Source organism: Pseudomonas sp. SLFW, assembly GCF_009905615.1.
Taxonomy (GTDB): domain Bacteria; phylum Pseudomonadota; class Gammaproteobacteria; order Pseudomonadales; family Pseudomonadaceae; genus Aquipseudomonas; species Aquipseudomonas bambusae.
Map to the genome: position 1 here is coordinate 15,444 of NZ_JAAAKW010000003.1, position 19,256 is coordinate 34,699.

Sequence of the window (19,256 nt, forward strand, 5' to 3'; positions counted from 1 at the left end):
GGTGGACACCAGCAGGATCGGAAGTCACACGCACGCTCCTTTTGCGAGGGATGTGCTAGTTCCGACCGGCTCGGGTCCGGGCAGTTCAGCGTTTTGCGATGCCGTTTGGCCGGTGTCGTGCTAGAGCCGCGTGTCTACGGCGGGGCGTCGCGACAGCAGCACGGTCAGGCCCAATGCCAGAATCGACAGCACCGCCGCGAAGAAAAAGATCCAGTCGTAGCCCATGCCGAGGGCAATTGCGCCCATCAGCGGCCCGGCGATGGCCAGTGCCAGATCGAAGAACACCGCATAGGCCCCCAGCCCCGCGCCTCGGCTGCTGTTGGGCACCTGTTTGATGGCTTCGACGCCGATGGCCGGATAGACCAGCGACAAGCCAAACCCCGCGAACCCCGCGCCGATCAACGCCACAGTGGTGTTGGGCGACAGCCACAACAGCACCAGCCCGACGGTCTCGACCGACATGCACGCGATGGCCGAACGGTAGCCGCCGAAGCGCGTGATGGCGTTGATGAAAAACAGCCGCGCCACGATGAAGCAGACACCGAACACCGTCAGGCACCACGCCGCGCCTTCCCAGCCCCGGCTGACGTAATACAGCGTGATGAAGGTGGTGAGGGTGCCGTAGCCGATGGAGGACAGGGTGAGGCCCAGGCCATAAGGTGCGACGCGGCCGAATACCGACCAGAACGCCATGCGCTCGCCGCGCACCACAGGCACCGGCGGTTTGTTGCGAATCAGCAGCAGCGCGCCTGCGGCCAGCACAGTCAACACCAGGCCGAGGCTGACGAACCCCAGCGTGTTGACCATCACCACGCCCAGCGGCGCGCCGATGGCAATGGCGCCGTAGGACGCGATGCCGTTCCATGAAATCGAACGTGCCGTGTGTTCCGCACCGACCTGGCCGATGCACCAACTGATGGTGCCCACGCCCACCAGACCTTGCGACCCGCCGAGGATCACCCGAGCAATCACCAGAATGGACAGGCTGATGCCCGCGAACGGTTCAAGCAGGACCGCCAAAACGGTCAGCACGCCACTGATCGCGATGCCCGCCAGCCCATACACAATGGCCCGCTTGGTGCCGATGGTGTCGCAGATCCGGCCCGCCACAGGGCGGCTGAACAGCGTGGCAAGGTACTGCGAACCAATCACCAGACCGGCCACCACCGCACTGAAACCCAGCTGGTTATGGACATAGCCGGGCATCACCGCGATGGGCAGCCCGATGCACAGGAAGGCGATGAAGGTGTAGAGGACGATGGAGACGATTTGCAGGGTGATCGCCATTGAATTCGTGTGCTGAGGCGACGTTTCGGGTGGCAGGGCGGCAGACATGAGGGCTCTTCGCAGGCGCGGTGGGAGTGCGCCATCATCGCCCGAGGCCAACGGAAATGAAAGCAGGCTAACGATTTAATCCTGATGCGTCGCCAGTCTCTTTCATTCCATCTTCAGTCGCGGTGGGGGTTTACCGGCAGTGGCATTTCCCTTGGCTTGCCCGCACGCCCGAATCGTTCAGCGCTTCTGCAACCAGCCCAAAAAGTGATTCTTCTTGATCGCCACCGGCTTGCGCAGCAAAACATGCTGGCTGTTCTGTTGGCGCACCGCCTGCAACTTGTTGAGTGCCGTGGTGATTTCCGCCCGCTGCTCCATCGCCTTGCGCGTGGCGGCTTTTTCGATGCGGTACATCACACAGGACGTGATGGCGATGAAGCGCGCCTCGGACGGCGAGTCGTCGAGCACGTTCTGCACGCCCATCACTTCCCCCGGCCCCATGCGCCCGGCCTCGATCATCTCCCTGCCGTCGGGAATCCTCACCGAGACAACGCCGGTCGCTATCACCCACAGCCCGTCCGGTTCGTCTCCCATGTCCATGATGGTCTGACCGGTGGCGAACTCCCGAGCGACCATCGTTTGCGCCAGTTCATCTTTCTCTTCGGCAGTGCTGGCCCTGAACACCTTCACCTCGTCCAGCAACGCCCTGGGTCGCGACATGGCCTCGGCGGTGATCTCCGATTGCCAGGCGATGCCGGCGGCTTCCAGGTGCCGATACGCCAGATCGAACAGCAGATTGCGCACGTCGCTCTTGTTATTGAGGTCGCTGATGAAGCCTGTCATCGAATATTCGATGGTGGTCGGGCTGGTGTCTTTGACCACTGCCCGGGGTTGTGGCGTCTGTAACAACGCGCTGCACCCTTGCAACGCACGCTCCAGGGCATCCAGCACGCGGCGGGGCCGGATGTGCGGAGGCATCATCACCGTGATCGACACGCCATGAATATTGACCGGTCGGCTCAAATTGACGATTTTTGCCTTGGCCGCCACTGAGTTGGGGATCACCACCATGGTCCCGACCCCGGTCATCAGGTGCGTGGCGCGCCAGTCGATGTCCATGACCTTGCCTTCCATCCCGTCGATGGAGATTGCGTCGTCCACCTGATAGGGCTTGGTGGTGTTGAGGATGATTCCGGAAAACACGTCGCTCAGTGTGCTCTGCAGCGCGAGGCCGACGATGATCGCCATCGCCCCGGAGGTCGCCAGAAGCCCCTTCACGGGCAGCTGCAGCACGTAGCCGGCCGCCGCGACGATGGCGATCAGGAAGACCACTGCGCCAATGACCTCCTGCAACAGTCGCCCGCTGTGGCCGACGCGGCCGGTCAACAGCAGACCCAGCAGAACGGTGAGGGTGCGCGCCGCATACATCCACCAGACGATGGCCAGCGCAGTGGCGGCAAATTGCATGGCGCTGTTGTCGGGCCAGGCAGGCGCTTCCAGCGGGCTCACGCCTGCACTGGCGATCACCAGGCTGTAGGCCACGAAACCCATGAGACGGATGCCGATCCGGGTCAACCGGTTGCGGTCGGCCAGCAGGTGCCAGGCCGCGACATCTGCCAAAAGCAGGAGCAGGCTCCAGGCCAGCGAATAATGAGGAACGGCTGAGGGCATGAAGGGAATTCCACGGGAGAGGGCACGTCGCCACGACACGCGGGGATGTTAGGGACAGTGATGGCGGGATGTCTATAACCGATCGCTCGCGGAGTCTACCGTCATCGGCCGTCGCCGCATCGCTTCGAAACAAGCACAGCGCTTCAATCACTGGATCGGCAGGGATTGCACCATCGGCGCTTCTTCTAACCCTGCTTTGAGGCGTCCCATGCACTCATCCCTGTTTTCGCTCGCCCGTGCCGCTGGCCTGGGCCTTGCGCTGTGCTCGACCCTGGCCAGTGCCCAACCGCCCGCCCAGCAGAAAACCCAAGTGCCGGGCTATTTCCGGCTGGCGGTGGGGGATTATGAAGTCACGGCGCTGTTCGACGGTTACAACGACCTGTCGCCAAAACTGCTCAAAGGCCTGCCCCCTGAGCGAATTCGCGCGCTACTGGCTCGGCGTGCCATCGAAACACCGGGGGTGCAAACCGCCTTCAATGCCTTTCTCATCAACACGGGAAAGAACCTGATTTTGGTGGACACCGGGGCGGGCCAGTGCATCGGTGAAACCGCGGGCATGCTGACGCGCAACCTCAAGGCGGCGGGCTATGAACCGGAGCAGGTCGACACGATTTTTCTGACCCACCTGCACCTGGATCACGTCTGTGGCCTGGTCGACGGCAACAAACAGCCGATCTTCGCCAACGCCACGGTGTACGCCGCCAAGCCTGAGGCCGATTACTGGCTGGACCCGACGGCGCTGTCCCGCGTGCCGGAACAGGCCAGGGCATTCTTCAACATCGCGCAGGATTCCACCGCTCCCTACGTCGCTGCCGGTCGTTTCAAGACGTTCACCCCCGGCGAGTCGCCCATTGCGGAAGTGCACACCACCCTCGAAGCGGGGCACACCCCCGGCAGCACCACGTACCAGTTCACGTCTCGCGGCCAATCCATTGTCTTCATCGGTGACTTGGTGCATAACCTCGCCGTGCAGTTCGAACACCCGGAAGTCAGCATCAGTTTTGACGAGAACAGCCAGAACGCGATCGCCAGCCGCGACGCGGTGTTCAGCGAAGCCGCCAGCAAGAAGCGCTGGGTCGCCGCCGCGCATCTGCCGTTCCCCGGCACCGGGCACATCGAAGCCCTGGGCAAACGCTTCCAGTGGGTGCCGGTGGAATACGGCCCGTATCAGCGCGCTCCCCATGTGCCGCTGATCGACTAAGATGAGCGCAGTCGCCTGGGCACAGGGAGTGGGCGACTGCACTGGCACCCTTTACTGACATAGGACTGGCCCTTGAACACTCCCCGGATCATGCAACTGAGCGGTGATGCCTTCACCGCGGTGCGCATTCAGCAGGCGACCCCCGACCCTGAAAAGATCATCGACATCCCGTGTGTCGATGCCTTCTCGATCATCGTTCAGTTGCAGGACTTTGCCGCTCACCGCCTCTGGCGTGGGCGCCGGCTGAGCTACGCCGGTGGCCATCTTCGGGGCTCGGTCGCGTTGCCGTTCATGGGCGATGAACTGCGCTGTCAGCATCGTTCGTCTTACGACAATCTGCGCGTGACGCTGCCCCGGCAGGCGCTGGACGCGTTGCAGGCCGAGCAGGGCGCCCAAAAGATCGGCGTGTTCCGTTACGAGCAGGGCGGCGCCGAAGACCCCGTGCTGTATCACCTGGCCCACGCCATGCTCCCGGCGCTGCAACGTCCCGACATGGCCAATCGTTTGTTTCTCGATCACGTTCTGATGGCGATGAGCAGCCACGCCATCGCCCGCTATGGGCGTGTCGCCCCGGCGTCCGGCAAGCTTCACGCCTCCCTCACGCCTACCCAATTGGCGATTGCCAAGGAGCTGATCGCCAGCCATCTTGACGGCGATCTGTCGGTTGAGCGCATTGCCCAGGAATGCTCGCTGACGCGCAGCCATTTCTCCCGGGCATTCAAACAGGCCACTGGCGTCGCGCCCCACGCCTGGCTGTTGCAGATTCGGGTGGAGCGGGCGCGGGAATTGCTGCGCGCCCTGCCGCCCATGCCGTTGGTTCAAATTGCGCAGCACTGTGGCTTCGCCGATCAGCCGCACTTGACGCGGGTGTTCACCCGATTGACCGGGGAAACACCCAGTGCCTGGCGCAGTCGTCAGCGACAGGTGCTGTCAGTGCTGGTCACTGGCGAGCGACAGTGACCAACTAATCGTTATCTAACGATCATTAAGCTCACCGAGATTCAACAACCGTTAGACGGATGGATTACAAGTTCCTACCCCTATGGATAATATCGGTTAATGTTTTTTACTGATTAGATGTTCACTGACTAAAAATGGATCGGCGACGTTGTTCGAGTGCGGGAGCCCGATGGCCTCGTACACGTTCGACGCATTCAGGGCGTGCGAATCCACTCTAAGGACTGCGTGAATAAGATGATAAGTCTCGGTCAGGCTACGGTGTCCCTGGACCTCAGGGACGTTTTCAAAGACGGCGTTGCCCTGCGCATTGGCACCCGCGCGTTCGATATTCTGGAAATGCTGATTCGCCGTCAGGGGCAACTGGTCAGCAAGGAACAGATACTTCAGCATGTGTGGCCCGACACCATCGTCGAAGAAAATAACCTGCAGGTGCACATTTCGGCACTGCGCAAGGCGCTGGGCGCTGACCGCGACCTGATTCGCACGATCCCCGGTCGTGGCTACCTGTTATTGGGCGGCGAGGGTGTCTGGCTTGACGCCACCTTGCAGGACCCGTTGCCCAAGGCGCGGGAAACAGCCTTGGGATGGGGACCATCAAGCGCCAGGCATCGGCTGCCCGCGAGCGTCGATCTGGTGGGGCGTGAGGCGTTGCTGGACGAGGTGGAGGCGGTCTTGAGCGACGGCCACGCGTTGGTCACCCTGATTGGGCCGGGGGGCGTGGGCAAGACCAGTCTGGCGGTGGTGCTCGGCCAGCAGCGTATCGACCGCGAGGCAATGCCGGTGTGTTTCGTGCCGCTGGCCGAGTTGCAACGGGGCGATCGGCTGTGCGAAGTGCTGGCGGCCGCGTTGGGCGTCGAATCCGTCGAGGGTGAGCCACTGGCGGCGAGCCTCTGCCAACACATCGTTCGCCATCCGGGCCTGATTATCCTCGACAACTGTGAGCACCTCATCGACGAGGTCGCCGGGCTGGTCGAGGCCGTGTTACGGGGCGCGCCGTGTGCACGGCTGCTGGCCACCAGTCGTGAGCCCCTGCGGATTGCCGGCGAACGCAGCGTGCAAGTGCCGCCGCTGACGGCGCCCGCACCGGACGCCAGCCGCGAAAACGTGTTGCAAAGCACCTCCGCTCAGCTGTTTCTCCGGCATTGGCGGGCGCTGGACTGCCACATGGGCGGCAGCGGCGACACCGAACTGGACGATTACAGCGTCGAGCTGGTGGGTGAGGTCTGTCGGCGTCTGGACGGTATGCCATTGGCGCTGGAAATGGCGGCGGCACGGGCCACGGCACTGGGTCTTTATCAACTGGTCGCCAGTCTGGACGACAGCGTTCATCTGCTGACCGCGAGCCTGCGCACCGCGCCGCCACGGCAACAGACGCTGCATGCGTCGCTGGCCTGGAGCTATCGTCTGTTGAGCCGGGACGAACGTGCGGTGCTCAGGCTGCTCGCCGACCTGGACGGCCCGTTCACGCTGGAGCAGGCGTGCCATGCCTTGCAGTGCGCGACGCTCGCCCGGGCGTGCATCATGGACTGCATGGTGAGGCTGGCGACCAAGTCGTTATTGGTGGTGTCGGCCCAAGGACCGTTCCGTTTTTATTGCATGCTGGCGGCAACGCGGGCCTGCCTGCGCGTGGTTCAGACCCAGGAAATCGCCGGCGAAACCCTCAGGCTCGACCCGCGCTATCGTGTTCCCGTCGCTGCACAGGGCGATATCCAACCGCTCAGGGCTGTTCCGTTGGGTCCCGACGGGTATCATCCTCAGGCACACAGAGCACTGGCGTTGAGCCGCTGAAGACGGAAGAGTTTATGAACGCGACACCCCGGGTCTATGTGGTCGACGACGACGCCGCCATCCGTACCGCGCTGCAGCGCTTGTTGAATTCGGAGGACATCGCGTGCAGCGCCTTCGACAGCGCCGCCGCCTTTTTGGCGCACCCGCTCGATGAAGCCCCGACCTGCCTGTTGCTCGACGTCAATCTCGCCCACGGCACGGGTTTCGATTTGCAGGATGAATTGCAGGTGCGCGGCCTGCATTTTCCGATCATCTTCATGACCGGCTACGGCACCATCGCCATGTCGGTCAAGGCCATCAAAGCCGGGGCCCATGAGTTCCTGACCAAGCCATTCGAACCGGAGCACCTCCTGGACCTGGTGCGCGAAGCGCTGGCCGCCGACGCGCTCAACCTGTCCGAACGCCGCCTGACGTTTCACGTGCGTGACCGTTTCAATCACCTGACGCCCCGTGAACGACAAGTCATGGGTTTATTGATCACCGGCAAAATGAATAAACAGATCGCCGTCGAATTGGGCACCAGCGAAGTGACCGCCAAAGTTCACAAAAAACATGTCATGGCAAAAATGAACGCACGCAATGTCATCGAACTTTTGAAGATGCACGAGCGGCTCGGTGTCATGACGCAATGAATAACCGCACACTTGTACATATTCGGTAGTTTGAAGTTTATATGTCGTGTGACCTGCCAATCGCGTCAACTTTCAGCCCGACAAAGTTGTGCTTATGATTCGCAGGGCCGATGACTTCCACGTTGTTGTTTACGCCCGTCGAACTCAGGCACGGTCCGCGGGGCACGATCCGGCCCCTGACGTTGAATCTCACCAAGGGCTTTCATGAGCAGCGTTTTTGATGCGCCATCAGGCAGGGCTCCCCACGACGCGCTCTTCGGGCCGGAGTGGTGGGGGCAGCTCGTCTGGGAATGGCTGCTCGCGGACGGCGAACTGAGTCATTTCCGGGTCAGGCTCCCCGACGGCGGAGGTCAGCAGTGGCGCGTGATCAGTGCGGCCGCCAGCGCAAGTGACAATGCCACGCGGCGGCTGGAACATGAGTTTTCCCTCGCGGGCCGGTTGTCGCCCCGGTGGGCGCTGCAACCGCTGGCGCTGTTGTCCGACGCATTGCCCAGCGGCCATGGCCTGCTGCTGGTGTCGAGCGATCCGGGCGGGCAGCCGCTGCACGAACTGGCCGATCAACCCTTGTCGATCAAACGCTTTCTGCACCTGGCCATCGGTGCCTCGTCGGCCTTGGTGCACCTTCACGCAGAAGGGCTGCTGCACCGTGACATCAAGCCGTGCAATCTGGTGGAAGGGACCGATGGCAGTGTGCGGCTGAGCGGATTTGGACTGAGCGTCGAGGCCCACCCTTCGGGCGCTCTGCCAGTGTCGGATTCAATTTGCGGCACGCTGGCGTACATGTCGCCGGAGCAATCGCGCAGGGTCGAGCGTCACGCCGATCAGCGCAGCGACCTTTACTCCCTGGGCATGACGTTTTACGAGTGGTTGGCCGGCCACTTGCCGTTCGAGGCCCGCGACGCCGTCGAATGGGTGTACTGCCATGTGGCGCGACAGCCACCGGCGCTCAGCCTGTATCGTGGTGACATTCCGCCCGCGCTGTCGGAGCTGGTGCTCAAGTTGCTGGCCAAGAACCCGGACGACCGTTACCAGAGCGCGGCTGATGTGCTGGCGGACCTGCGTTCGTGCAACTGCCAGTGGCAACGGCTTCAGGACATTCCCGCATTGGGCCATGACCTGGCGCCGGCGCGCAGTGAAGCGTACCGGCACGCGCTGATCACGCAGGCGCGGCAGCGGGAGGCGATTCTGGCATCTCGCGTCAGTGTCACCATTGCCGGAGGGCAGGACACGCTCGACCTCGCGTCGGTGATGAAAGCGGCGCAGGCATTGAGTGACGAGACCGAGCAGGATCGCCTGATCGAAATCCTCATGCGCACCACTATCCTGCATGCCGGTGCACAGCGGGCGCTGCTGATGCTGGTGAAGAACGAGGCGCCGCTGATCCACGCGGTTGGTCGTGACGACGATGGCGGCCTGCGGATCGAATTGGTGAACCTGACGCCCAGCAAGGCGCACTTGCCCCTGTCAATCCTCTACCGGGTGATGCGTACCCAACAGCGTCTGGTGATCGAGGATGTCTCCGCCGACGGCTACTTCGGCGCCGATGAATACCTCGACGAGCATCGTGTGCGGTCCGCGTTGTGCCTGCCGTTGCTCAAGCAGCGCCAGGTGATCGGTGTGCTGTACCTGGAAAACAATCTGGCGCCGGGGGTGTTCACGGCCAACAGGGCCGGGGTGTTGGAGCTCTTGGCCGGGCAGGCGGCCATCTCGCTGGAGACCGCTCGACTGCACCAGGAACTGATGGCGGAAAACGCTCGCCGACACGACATTGAAACCGCGCTGCGCAACGCCAGGGCCAAACTGGCGAGGGTGTCGCAAGTCACGGTCATGGGTGAGCTGGCGGCGTCGATTGCCCACGAAATCAACCAACCGCTGGCGTCGATGGTGTCCAATGCCGCAGCAAGCCTGCGCTGGTTGAACCGGGAGACCCCGCGGGTCGATGAGGCGCTGTCCGGGCTGCGGGACATCGTGCAGGACGGTCGGCGTGCCGGAGAAATCGTCAATGCCCTGCAGTCTCTCGCGCGACAAGGTGCGCAGCAGCGACGGCGGCTGTTGATCAACGACGTGATCCGTCACGTCGTGGCGCTGACCGTGGTCGAGGTGGAGCAACACAAAGTCCTGATGACCAGCCACCTGACCCGCTCACCGTTGCAGGTCTACGGCTGCGAAGTGCAATTGCAGCAGGTGGTGCTGAACTTGATCCTCAACGCGCTGGACGCCCTGAGCGCGGGCGACCAGGTGCTCAGACGCCTGTCGATCACCAGTGAAGCGGTGCACGATGATTATCTGGTGGTGAGCGTGGAAGACACCGGCCCGGGCATCGCCCCTGAGGACATGGACAAGGTGTTCAACGCGTTCTACACCACCAAGGACAAAGGCATGGGCATGGGATTGGCGATCTGCCGCTCCATCGTCAACGCCCACGGCGGCCAGCTGTACGTCATGCCTGCGCGCTACGGCGGCGCCACGTTCGTCTTCACCCTCCCGGCGGTTTAAGTCGCGAGCGGCGAGCGGCGAGCGGCGAGCGCTGAACCTGAGACCGCCGCGCACAGCTTGAAGCTTGCCGCTCGCCGCTTGCCGCTAGAATCTTGCCGCTTGCCGCTCGAAACTCGTCGCTTAATAGGGCCAGGTCGACGCCAGCAACCGTTCGCAGAACCCGCCCGCATTCAAATGGTGGTCGTGAAACTCCAGCACGTCGGCATTGATCGTGCCGTAGGTGCTTTGCCGACGGTGCAGTTGTCCCTCGGCCAGCGCATGCAGGAATTTGATCTTGAATCCGGCTTCGCGGGGGAATGCGTTGAGGACGCAGGCGAGGACACCGGGGCAGAGCGCCTGGCAATGGGTGCCAAGCAAGTCGGTGTCGACGGCCGCCGCCAGCAGCGCTGTCAACGCCGGTTTGTGCGAGGGAATGCCGGGGGTGGTGTGCAGGGCGATGGCGTCCCAGACGAGGGCGATGTCATCGCGGGAGCGGCCATAACCTCGCAGGAACTGGGCCGCTGCGTCGGCGCTGTCCACTTCGAAGCGCTGCTGGGAATGGCGATACAGCGTCGTCACGCCGATGCGCAGAAACAATGCGCCGATGTACAGCAGGTCAGGCTCATACCGCAATTCACGGCCTTGCCCGATCAGGCTGGCGAACACAAAGGTGCGTCGGGCGGCATCGAACATCAGTCCGGACTGGGTCGCCCGCATCAACTCGGTCGCCGCACGGGCCATCGCGCTGTCGGGGATCGGGATTCCAGCAACATATCGGGTGGTCACGTGCGTCCCTCGCAACGAACCGGGCTTTGGCATGTTCAGACCTTAAACCGCTCGGGCGACAGCGTCTTTGTGCGGCGCCTTAAACGTCCTGAAAGGGTCTGGGTCGGGCTATCTGGCAGGCGCGGATTATTAACCATTCAGAACATTTAATACCCGGAGAAGGACTTTAAGGCCTCTGCGCACCAGACTCCAGAGACCGCCCCCTGCGACCTGGAGAGCCCGGAATGAATGCAATCAACTCGACTTTGTACAACGCGTTGCTGGCATCTTTGCGTGCCTTGCCCGACGGCGAGCAACAACTGCTGGAACAGGTGGTGCGTGAGCTGTCGAATCGCGTGGCCTCGGAAGCGGAACGCCCTGAGACCGAGACCCCGGCCGAGCGCGTGGCGCTGTCTCCGTGGCAGGAGCGGCGGGCCAAGGAGCTGATGGCCAGCCAGATGGACAAGGGCCTGTCGATTGCCCGTATCGCCAGCGAATGCTCGCTGTCGCGCAGCCATTTCTCGCGGGCGTTCAAGAAAAACACCGGCCTGTCCCCCCGCGACTGGTTCCTGCAAATGCGACTGGACCGCGCCCGAGGGCTGTTGAGTGAATCGGCGTTGACCATTTCCCAGATCAGCCTCGATTGCGGGTTCGCCGATCAGTCGCACTTCACCCGCGTGTTCACCCGAGTGGTCGGGATTACGCCGTTCAACTGGCGACGGTCCAAGGCGCACGTGTTGGCGTGTGCGGGGTGATCACTGCAGCGCTACAAGACATTCAACGGGTACTGAACCACCACATACCAGCGATCAATGTCATCGCCGCCTTGCGCGTCGTTGCCGCGATGGGACACATGGGACAGGTTGAACAGCAGGTCTTTCGCCGGGCCTGACTGGACGACGTATTTGACGTCGATGTCGCGCTCCCAATGCCGTCCGCCCTTGCCCTGGATCGGCTGGAAACGTCCCGTCTCTTCGTCGAACGGCTGGTACGCCGCGCCTTGAGGGGCGTGGGTGCCGTCGATCTGGCTGCCGCGCACATAGCGGGTCATGAATTTCAGGCCCGGCACGCCGAGCACACTGGCGTCGAGGTCGTAACGCAGTTGCCAGGACTGTTCGTGGGCGCCGTTGAAGTCGGCGTATTTGATCGAGTTCGCGAGGTAAATCGAGTCGCCGCCCACGAAGTCGAACGGCGTGTCGCCATCGATTTTCTGATAGGCGAGGGTGAGCGCCTGACCGCCCAGGCTGTACTTCGTGGACAGGCTCCAGGCGGTGTTATCGATGCCCCCGGCCCGGGCGCTGCCTTGATCCAGCGTGCGATAGACGTTGGCATCCGTCAGCAATGAGCTGTTGTCGGATGGCACGGCGAGGTAGTGCAGGTTGCCGTAATACTGCCGCCAGGTGTCAGTGAGTTGCGAGCCATAGACCGACCCGCCAAACGGTCCGTCGCCCGTGCTTTCCACGCCCGCCAGGGAGAGCGCGCGACCCCGGGTGCTGGCGCCATAGCCATCGAAATCGCCGTGGGCGGTGGAGGCGTTTTCGTTCTTGAACGCGTTGAAGTGCCCAGCGACCAGTTTCAATCCGTCGACATCCCGGCTGTCGAGAAACAGGCCGGTGGCGTATTCCGGTTGCAGGCGTTTGTCCCCGGTGTCGAGGACCGGCGTCTCGACCTCCATCTCGCCGATCATCAGCGTGGTGTTCGAGAGCCTCAGCTTCAGTGCACCGCCGGCGCTGGCGTAATCGTCTTCGGCACGGCCGTCGCTGTCCAGCGGCAGCAATCCGGTCCCGGCGTGACCCCGGCCGCTGTCGAGCTTCAGGCCATAGAAACCGTGGGCATCGACACCAACGCCCAACATGCCTTGGGTAAACCCGGATTGCAGCTTGGCGATAAAACCCTGGGCCCACTCCTGTCGATAACTCTGATCGGGATGCCCGGTCCGGTAGTCGTTCTGCAGGAAGAAATTGCGCGCCAGGATGTTCAGCGAGGTGCCCGCCAGGAACCCTTGATCCTCGGTCGCGGGGGCGGCCATCAAGGTCGGGGAAGTGGTGAGTAACGCCAGGGACAGCAGGGACAATCGGCTTGCCATGAAACGGCCTTCTGAGGAGTGAACACGCAAGCCGTCAATGTGGCAGGCACGGACGCGCGGGGATTGATGCCCTGTGCGCGTTTTAGTCCGGGAGTGCTGCGTGATAAATGAAGGCGTCAACGTCACGAAGAGCACATTCATTCAAGCCATACCGCAACCGACTGTGTATATCTGCCCGAGCCGTTTACAGTGCCTCGCGTGTTGTGCATTGTTGACGGGCTCGAACCGTGCGCCGCCCAGCGCGGGCCTTTCCCTCATGCTTACACCGGAACCGATCCATGAATCGCAACGACCTGCGCCGCGTCGACATGAACCTGTTAGTGATCTTCGAAGCGTTGATGTTCGAACGTAACCTGACGCGCGTCGCTGAGAAGCTGTTCATGGGCCAGCCCGCGATCAGTGCCGCGCTGGCCCGTTTGCGCGATTTGTTCGACGACCCGTTGCTGCTGCGCAACGGCCGGGCGATGGAGCCGACGGCCCGTGCGCTGGATATTCTCAAGGAGCTGCAACCGGCGCTCGACACCATTTCCGGCGCCGTGAGTCGCGCCAAGGAATTCGAACCGGCGACCAGTTGCGACGTGTTCCGGATCGGGCTCTCCGACGATGCCGAGTTTGGATTGTTTCCGCCGCTGCTGACGCGCCTGCGGGAAGAGGCGCCGGGGATCATCGTCGTGGTGCGCCGGGCCAATTACCTGCTGATGCCGTCGCTGCTGGCGTCCGGGGAAATTTCGGTGGGCATCAGTTACACCACCGAACTGCCGGCCAACGCCAAGCGCAAGAAACTGCGTGACATCGGCTGCAAAGTGCTGCGGGGCGACAAGCGTCCCGGCACGTTGACGCTGGACGATTACTGCGAGCGGCCGCACACCATGGTGTCGTTCTCGGGGGATCTGAGCGGCAACATCGACCTGGACCTGGCCAAGGTCGGGCGGGCGAGAAGGGTGGTGGTGGCGGTGCCTCAGTTCAGTGGTTTGCGCGCCTTGCTGGCCGGGACCGAGCTGATCGCGACCGTCCCGGATTACGCGGCCTGCGCGCTGGTGGAAGGCTGCGCCCTGCGGGCCGAAGACCCACCGTTTCCCATCGAGCCGGCCGAGTTGTCGATGGTCTGGAGCGGCGTCCACGACAACGACCCTGCCGAACGCTGGCTGCGGGGGCGGATCACCGAGTTCATGTCACAGGAAACGCGGCCGATGCCGTGAGGCGTGGCATTGAATGGCGCAGTTCAAGCTTTTGATGCTGGCCGAAGGATCACTCCTCCTCAATCCGAATCACCTCGTCCGTCACTTCCTCCAGCTGCCGCACGACCTGATAAATGTGCGCCACGGCCAGCAGGGTCGGGCGGGGGATGTGTTTGCCGGGTTTGACCTTGTACAGCGTGCGCGCCAGCCAGATGCTTTGCACCACCGGAATCCCAGCTTTCTTCGCTCGGGCGATGAGGGCCAGGGCGTCGTCGTCTTCGCCTTTGCAATGAATCAGCGGTAACGGCGTTTTTCCCGGCCGGTAATACAGCGCGACGGCGTAGTGGGTCGGGTTGACCACGAGCATGTCGGCATCTTCCACGGGTTTCGGTGGCGCGGTCGGGGCCTGATTCAGCAGTTCGTGGGCCAGTTGCCGACGATGGCCTTTGACGTGGGGATCGCCCTCGGACTGTTTGTATTCCTTCTTGATGTCCTCATGGCTCATGCGCAGCTTTTTCGCGTGGAAATACTTCTGCAACGCGAAGTCCACGACGCCGATCACCACCAGCAGTCCCAGGGTTGCCCGCAGGATGTGGCGGAACAGCTGCAACAGCGAATGCCAGTAGGTCGTCAGGTCAGTGTTGGACAGCAAAATCAACGCCCCCAGCGACGGCTTGACCACCGCATACAACGTCGCGGCAATCGCCACCGCCTTGAGAATGCTGAGCAGCAGCGTCGTCAGGCTCTGGGCCGAGAACATCTGCTTGGCGTGGGCAAACGGGTTGAGCTTGTTGAGGTCGATCTTCAAGGCTTTGGGCGCGAACAGAAAGCCGATCTGCATCCAGCTCCCCACCAGCCGCATCAGCACCGCGATGCCGACGCTGCTGAGGATGAATCCGACCAGCACCGAGGCGCCTTCGCTGGCCACTTGTTCGAGGGTGTGCAGGTAGGGTTTTCCGATCCCCTGAAACGACAGCGACAGCAAATGCAGCAGCCGCGCCACGCTTTCATCGGCCAACCCCAACGTGACCTCGCTGACCACCAGCAGCACCAGCAGTTTGCTCAGGTCCTGACTCTGCCCGACCTGGCCTTTCTCCCGAGCGTCGCGCAGCTGTTTGGGCGTGGCTTTTTCTGTTTTTTCGCTCATCGACTGCCCCTGTTTATCGGCTGCGCGCTCACGGCACCGGCACCAATTGCGTCAGCAAATGCTTGAGATCGGCCAGTTGCAGAATCTGCCCGTTGCCCAGTTCCAACAGGGTCGGCAGGTAGATCAGCAGAAACGCGATCCCGGCCATGCTCTTCGCCGGCATGGCCAGAATCGACACGTTCAGCTGCTGCGCGTACAGGCCGATGATCGCCAGCGCCGCTTCGATCAGCAGCAACAGGCCAATGAACGGCGCGGCGTAGAGCATCATGTGTTGCAGCGTCTGGTTGAGCTGTTCGAGAAACACGTCCAGGCCTTCGACCGTCATGCCCGGCAGCCACGCCGTGGGCGGCCAGACCTGGTAGCTGTCCCAGATCACCTGGGTGATCAGCGACAAACCGCCCGACAGGATCACCAGCATGATCAGGGTTTCCTGAAACAGCTCGCCCAAGGGGGTTGCGTCAGGCCCGAGGGCGGGGTTCAACTGCCCGCCACTCAAAGCGCCGCGTTGGCTGTCAAGCAGTGCGCCAACCGAGGCGAACATCCAGAAGGGCGCGTACAGCAGCAGGCCGAGCAGGGTGCCCAGCACCGCTTCCTTGAGCAGCAGCGCGCCGATGGAAAACCAGTCGTTTTCAAAGGAAGACAGCGCGCGGCTGATGGCGGGCGCCGGGACCATCGACACCACCAGCACCACGGCGTAGCGCAAGGGGCCCTTGAGGTATTTGAAGCAGAACGCCGGGACCAGAATCATGCACGGCAACAGGCGCGCCGCTGCCAGGCCCATGCCCAGCATCAATTCAAACAGCCCCTGTGCGTCGAAGGGCATCTAGTGCATGCCCCCGGAACGGGCGATCAGGTCGAATGACATATTGATGAACTGAATCAGTTCGACACCGATCCAGCGCCCGGTCATGGCCAGGGTCAGGCCGACCGCCGCCAGTTTGATGCCGAAGGGCAGGGTCTGGTCCTGAATCTGCATCAAAGCCTGAACCAGTGACGTCATCACCCCCACCAGTACAGCCACGCCCAGCGGCGGCGCGGTGAGGATCACCACCAGAAACATGCCCTGCTTGAACAACGCCAACGCTTCCATGGGCCGCCTCACATGTACGAATAAAAGAGACTGTCGAGCAGGCGTGTCCAGCCTTGCACCAGCACGAACAGCAACAGTTTCAGCGGCAGGGAAATGGTCATCGGCGAGACCATCTGCATGCCCAGCGCGAGCAGCAGGTTGGAGACGATCAGGTCGATGACGATGAACGGGATGTAGATCAGAAAGCCGATCTGAAACCCGGCCTGCAATTCCGACAGCACGAACGCCGGAACGGCCAGCAGCAGGTCGCTCTTGGTCGCCTGATCAGCCATTTCCCTGGGCCACATGCGTTGGGTGTTGTCCAGCAGGTGGGCGCTGACGTCGGGGTCGGTGTTACGGGTCATGAAGCGTTGCAGCGGCTCGATCACCGTGCTGGCGCTGGCCTGGAGTTTGTCGGTGCTGCCCATTTCCAGCGGGTGTTCGTGAATCCGCTGCTGAATCTCGTGGGCCACCGGGGCCATGACGAACATGGTCGCCGCCAAGGCGATGCCGTACATGGCCATGTTCGGTGGCACCTGCTGCACGCCGATGGCGTTGCGGGTGATCAGCAAGGTCATGGCGATTTTCAGAAAGGCCGTGCAGACGATCAGCAGAAACGGAATCAGCGACAGGGCGCCGAGAAACAGCGCCAGCATGACCGGGTTCATCCCGTCCATGATCATGCGGGCGACGCCATGCGGGTGATGTGCAGGCCGAGGCGGCCGTCGACGTCCACCAGTTCGCCTTCGGCCACCACGCGGTCGCCGTGGCACAACGTCGCGTAGCCGGGGGCGATGCCGCTGACTTCCAGCACCGTGCCCGCCGCGATCCGGCGCAGGTCGCCGAGTGTCAGGTCGAGGTGGCCGCAGCGCAGGGTCAAGGCCATGGGCAGGTGATCGAGCGGGTCAAGTGTGTGTTGCGGCTGGGACTCGGCAGTCGGGGTGTCGAGGGTGTCTTCGAACGGGGCGTCGGCGGGGTGTGCCCAATCCGTTTCAGCGGGGTCTTCTTGGAGGGGTTGCCCGTGGTCTTCGTAGCCGTCGTCAGCCACGGGGGAAACGTCCTGATCCTCGTCGGTCAGGGTGTCCAGCTCTTCGTCGTAGAGCGCTTCATTGGCCATGTTCCAGGGTTTCCTCGTGGCTGAGCCGTACATACAGCTGGCGTTCGTCGCTGTCGGTGTGCACTGCCCATTGCCGTCCGCCGAGGTTCAGGCGGCCTTGGCCGTCGCTGTCGAAATGGCTCAGCGTGGGCAGCAGCACGTCACCGGGTTGCAGTGACGTGAGCTGCGCCAGGCTCAGCGACAGTTCGCCCAGTTCCAGCGGCTGTCGGACGGGCCATTGCTCGTCGAGCGCTTGCCGGTGCCGGTGCCAGTCAGCGCCTTGCAGCAGGCGGAGCAGGACGTCGGCAGTGGCGCGGATCACCCCGTGCAGGCATTGATCGCCCAATTGCAGCTGAATCCGACAGGTCACGGCGGCGGTTGGCAGTGCAGTGTCAGTGCTGAGTGGCACAAGGGGCGAAAGCAGTTCCGCGATGACCGGACTGAATCGCTGATTGAGCACCTGCCAGTACCACGGCTGAGGTTCGCCGGAGAGGGTGACGGGCAGCTCGCCGAGCAGGCTGAGCAGGGCGTCGGCGTCGCTCAGGCCCAGGATGCCAAGGGCGCTGTCGAACCAGGTCAGTGAGTGAGGCTCGGTGATTTCGGCGGTCATCGGGCGCAGGGTCAGTTTGCCCGGCAGGCCTTGCGCGCTAAAGGCCAGCGTGGCCCCGGCGCCCAGTTGGCGACTGAAGTGCGCGGCGTGAGGATCGATCTGGCGGAAAGTCAGGGCGTTCATGCAGGCAGTTCCTCGTGAAAAGACAGGTCGACGTCATGACCCAGTGCGTCGGCCAGTGCAGTTTCACAGGCCCGTTGGTGGCGCTGGACGCGCTTGAGCACGCCTTTTCGGGCAAAGCCCAGTTCGACGTTCCATTGGTTGTCGCGTTTGTTGGCGTTGACCTTTACCTTGCCCAGCGTCGGCATCAGCAGGGTCACGCTGAACGGGCCGTCGGGTTGGGCGGGCAGGCGCTCGGCGAGTGCGTGGATCAATTGGGTCGGCACGCCTTCGCTCGGAGGCAACAGGCTGAAACCGCTGCCACCGAAGCCTGAATGATCGGGCTCTTCGCTCACGGGCGGGACCAGCAGTTGCGAGAAAAACAGGCCGTCGGCGTTTAGCGCGTCGTTGGGGGTGGACTGAGGCCATGCCGTGGTGGGGCGACTGACATCGGATCGGCGGGCGCCACTCAGCGTGAGGCGGTCGGCCAGCGTGGACGGTTCAGGTGACGCCGGACGCTGCGCAGGGTGTGCAGCTGGGCGAGGGGGCGATTTGATCGGTGGGTTCATCGGGCTCAACCTTATCGTTGAAAATCAGCTCTGTTCGTTGACGGCTTCGGCGAGGCAGGCCAGTTTCTCCACGGCGCGTTGGGCGGCCTTCGCGGCGGTCATGGCCTCGGTGATCCGTTGGCGCTGGTCATCGATGCCCAGCTTTTGCCGCTCCACGTCTTGCCGGATATAGGCCAGGCGGTCGAGCATGCGGTGTTCCTTTTCGTGCCAGCGGTCGAGGTCATTCAAGGGCATGGTCTTGTTCAGGTTGACCTCGCTCAACACCTGACGCCGCTCCCGCTGATTGACCCGCTCCTGGCTCAACACCTCGCGGGTCTCCTGCAACTGCACCTGCATCGCCTCCAACGCCTGCTGCGCCAGACGCTGCGCCCGCTCGGCACTCGCCTGACGGTGCTGACGCAACGGCGTCAGCACACCGATCACCTGTTCCATCGCCAGGCGTTGCGGATCGGTTTCGAGTTCTTCTTCCATTGGTAATCCTCCAGCACTCAAACCCGGGCCGACGGTTTGAAACACGGTCCCCCTGTGGGAGCGAATTTATTCGCGAAGGGCTCGGACAGGCACTCCATCTGCGTCGCCTGTCCTTCTTTTCGCGAATAAATTCGCTCCCACAGGTGTCGTGTGCAGTCAGTTGCAAC

Annotated in this window: 19 protein-coding genes; 7 read left to right on the forward strand and 12 right to left on the reverse strand. The window is 62.8% G+C overall.

What is annotated here, in order from left to right; all coding sequences use genetic code 11:
• Positions 1 to 120: 120 nt before the first annotated feature.
• Both GVN17_RS05925 and GVN17_RS05930 read right to left on the reverse strand, forming a co-directional pair.
• Positions 121 to 1,335 carry an MFS transporter gene (locus GVN17_RS05925; protein WP_166594310.1) on the reverse strand — a complete coding sequence of 405 codons (1,215 nt, stop codon included), beginning with the start codon at positions 1,333 to 1,335 and terminating at the stop codon, positions 121 to 123.
• 177 nt (positions 1,336 to 1,512) lie between these two features.
• Entirely contained in the window at positions 1,513 to 2,943 is a 1,431-nt protein-coding gene (locus GVN17_RS05930; protein ID WP_166594311.1) for a mechanosensitive ion channel family protein, read from the reverse strand.
• A 208-nt stretch (positions 2,944 to 3,151) separates the two neighbouring features.
• Between GVN17_RS05930 and GVN17_RS05935 the strand changes: the two genes are divergently transcribed.
• From GVN17_RS05935 to GVN17_RS05955, 5 genes are all read left to right on the forward strand, one after another.
• On the forward strand, positions 3,152 to 4,144 hold the full coding sequence (locus tag GVN17_RS05935) for an MBL fold metallo-hydrolase (protein ID WP_166594312.1): 993 nt from the start codon (positions 3,152 to 3,154) through the stop codon (positions 4,142 to 4,144).
• Positions 4,145 to 4,216: 72 nt separating this feature from the next.
• Complete coding sequence (locus GVN17_RS05940) at positions 4,217 to 5,104, forward strand: helix-turn-helix domain-containing protein (protein WP_166594313.1); 888 nt, start codon at positions 4,217 to 4,219, stop codon at positions 5,102 to 5,104.
• Positions 5,105 to 5,338: 234 nt separating this feature from the next.
• Complete coding sequence (locus GVN17_RS05945) at positions 5,339 to 6,892, forward strand: winged helix-turn-helix domain-containing protein (RefSeq protein ID WP_256665135.1); 1,554 nt, start codon at positions 5,339 to 5,341, stop codon at positions 6,890 to 6,892.
• 14 nt (positions 6,893 to 6,906) lie between these two features.
• Positions 6,907 to 7,524, forward strand: a complete 618-nt coding sequence (locus GVN17_RS05950) for a response regulator transcription factor (RefSeq protein WP_166594315.1) — start codon at positions 6,907 to 6,909, stop codon at positions 7,522 to 7,524.
• 204 nt (positions 7,525 to 7,728) lie between these two features.
• Positions 7,729 to 10,020 (forward strand): ATP-binding protein, encoded by a 2,292-nt coding sequence (locus GVN17_RS05955; protein WP_166594316.1) that lies wholly within the window; start codon positions 7,729 to 7,731, stop codon positions 10,018 to 10,020.
• 120 nt (positions 10,021 to 10,140) lie between these two features.
• Here GVN17_RS05955 and GVN17_RS05960 read toward each other — a convergent pair whose 3' ends face one another.
• On the reverse strand, positions 10,141 to 10,785 hold the full coding sequence (locus tag GVN17_RS05960) for a phosphohydrolase (RefSeq protein ID WP_166594317.1): 645 nt from the start codon (positions 10,783 to 10,785) through the stop codon (positions 10,141 to 10,143).
• Between the two features lie 224 nt (positions 10,786 to 11,009).
• Between GVN17_RS05960 and GVN17_RS05965 the strand changes: the two genes are divergently transcribed.
• Positions 11,010 to 11,519, forward strand: a complete 510-nt coding sequence (locus GVN17_RS05965; protein WP_166594318.1) for a helix-turn-helix domain-containing protein — start codon at positions 11,010 to 11,012, stop codon at positions 11,517 to 11,519.
• Positions 11,520 to 11,530: 11 nt separating this feature from the next.
• Here the strand turns inward: GVN17_RS05965 and GVN17_RS05970 are convergent, their stop codons facing one another.
• Entirely contained in the window at positions 11,531 to 12,850 is a 1,320-nt protein-coding gene (locus tag GVN17_RS05970) for an OprD family porin (RefSeq protein ID WP_166594319.1), read from the reverse strand.
• A 278-nt stretch (positions 12,851 to 13,128) separates the two neighbouring features.
• Between GVN17_RS05970 and GVN17_RS05975 the strand changes: the two genes are divergently transcribed.
• Positions 13,129 to 14,049: a LysR family transcriptional regulator gene (locus tag GVN17_RS05975; protein WP_166594320.1), complete on the forward strand. Its 921-nt coding sequence runs from the start codon at positions 13,129 to 13,131 to the stop codon at positions 14,047 to 14,049.
• 49 nt (positions 14,050 to 14,098) lie between these two features.
• On the opposite strand, the gene sctU is transcribed toward GVN17_RS05975, so the two are convergent.
• Genes sctU through GVN17_RS06015 form a run of 8 tightly spaced genes read right to left on the reverse strand, consistent with a single transcriptional unit; the run spans position 14,099 to position 19,089 of the window.
• Positions 14,099 to 15,175, reverse strand: a complete 1,077-nt coding sequence (sctU, locus tag GVN17_RS05980; protein WP_166594321.1) for a type III secretion system export apparatus subunit SctU — start codon at positions 15,173 to 15,175, stop codon at positions 14,099 to 14,101.
• Between the two features lie 28 nt (positions 15,176 to 15,203).
• Positions 15,204 to 15,998 carry a type III secretion system export apparatus subunit SctT gene (gene sctT, locus GVN17_RS05985; RefSeq protein WP_166594322.1) on the reverse strand — a complete coding sequence of 265 codons (795 nt, stop codon included), beginning with the start codon at positions 15,996 to 15,998 and terminating at the stop codon, positions 15,204 to 15,206.
• Positions 15,999 to 16,265, reverse strand: a complete 267-nt coding sequence (sctS, locus tag GVN17_RS05990) for a type III secretion system export apparatus subunit SctS (protein WP_166594323.1) — start codon at positions 16,263 to 16,265, stop codon at positions 15,999 to 16,001.
• 8 nt (positions 16,266 to 16,273) lie between these two features.
• Complete coding sequence (gene sctR, locus GVN17_RS05995; protein ID WP_166594324.1) at positions 16,274 to 16,927, reverse strand: type III secretion system export apparatus subunit SctR; 654 nt, start codon at positions 16,925 to 16,927, stop codon at positions 16,274 to 16,276.
• Entirely contained in the window at positions 16,924 to 17,361 is a 438-nt protein-coding gene (locus tag GVN17_RS06000) for a FliM/FliN family flagellar motor switch protein (RefSeq protein WP_166594325.1), read from the reverse strand. The genes sctR and GVN17_RS06000 overlap by 4 nt, the downstream gene beginning before the upstream one ends.
• Positions 17,351 to 18,073 carry a type III secretion system protein gene (locus GVN17_RS06005; protein WP_166594326.1) on the reverse strand — a complete coding sequence of 241 codons (723 nt, stop codon included), beginning with the start codon at positions 18,071 to 18,073 and terminating at the stop codon, positions 17,351 to 17,353. Before GVN17_RS06005 ends, GVN17_RS06000 begins: the two co-directional genes overlap by 11 nt.
• A complete protein-coding gene (locus GVN17_RS06010) occupies positions 18,070 to 18,618 on the reverse strand; it encodes a type III secretion system HrpP C-terminal domain-containing protein (protein WP_166594327.1) in 549 nt (182 codons plus the stop codon). The genes GVN17_RS06005 and GVN17_RS06010 overlap by 4 nt, the downstream gene beginning before the upstream one ends.
• Positions 18,619 to 18,642: 24 nt before the next feature.
• Positions 18,643 to 19,089, reverse strand: a complete 447-nt coding sequence (locus GVN17_RS06015; protein ID WP_166594328.1) for a YscO family type III secretion system apparatus protein — start codon at positions 19,087 to 19,089, stop codon at positions 18,643 to 18,645.
• Positions 19,090 to 19,256: the final 167 nt, after the last annotated feature.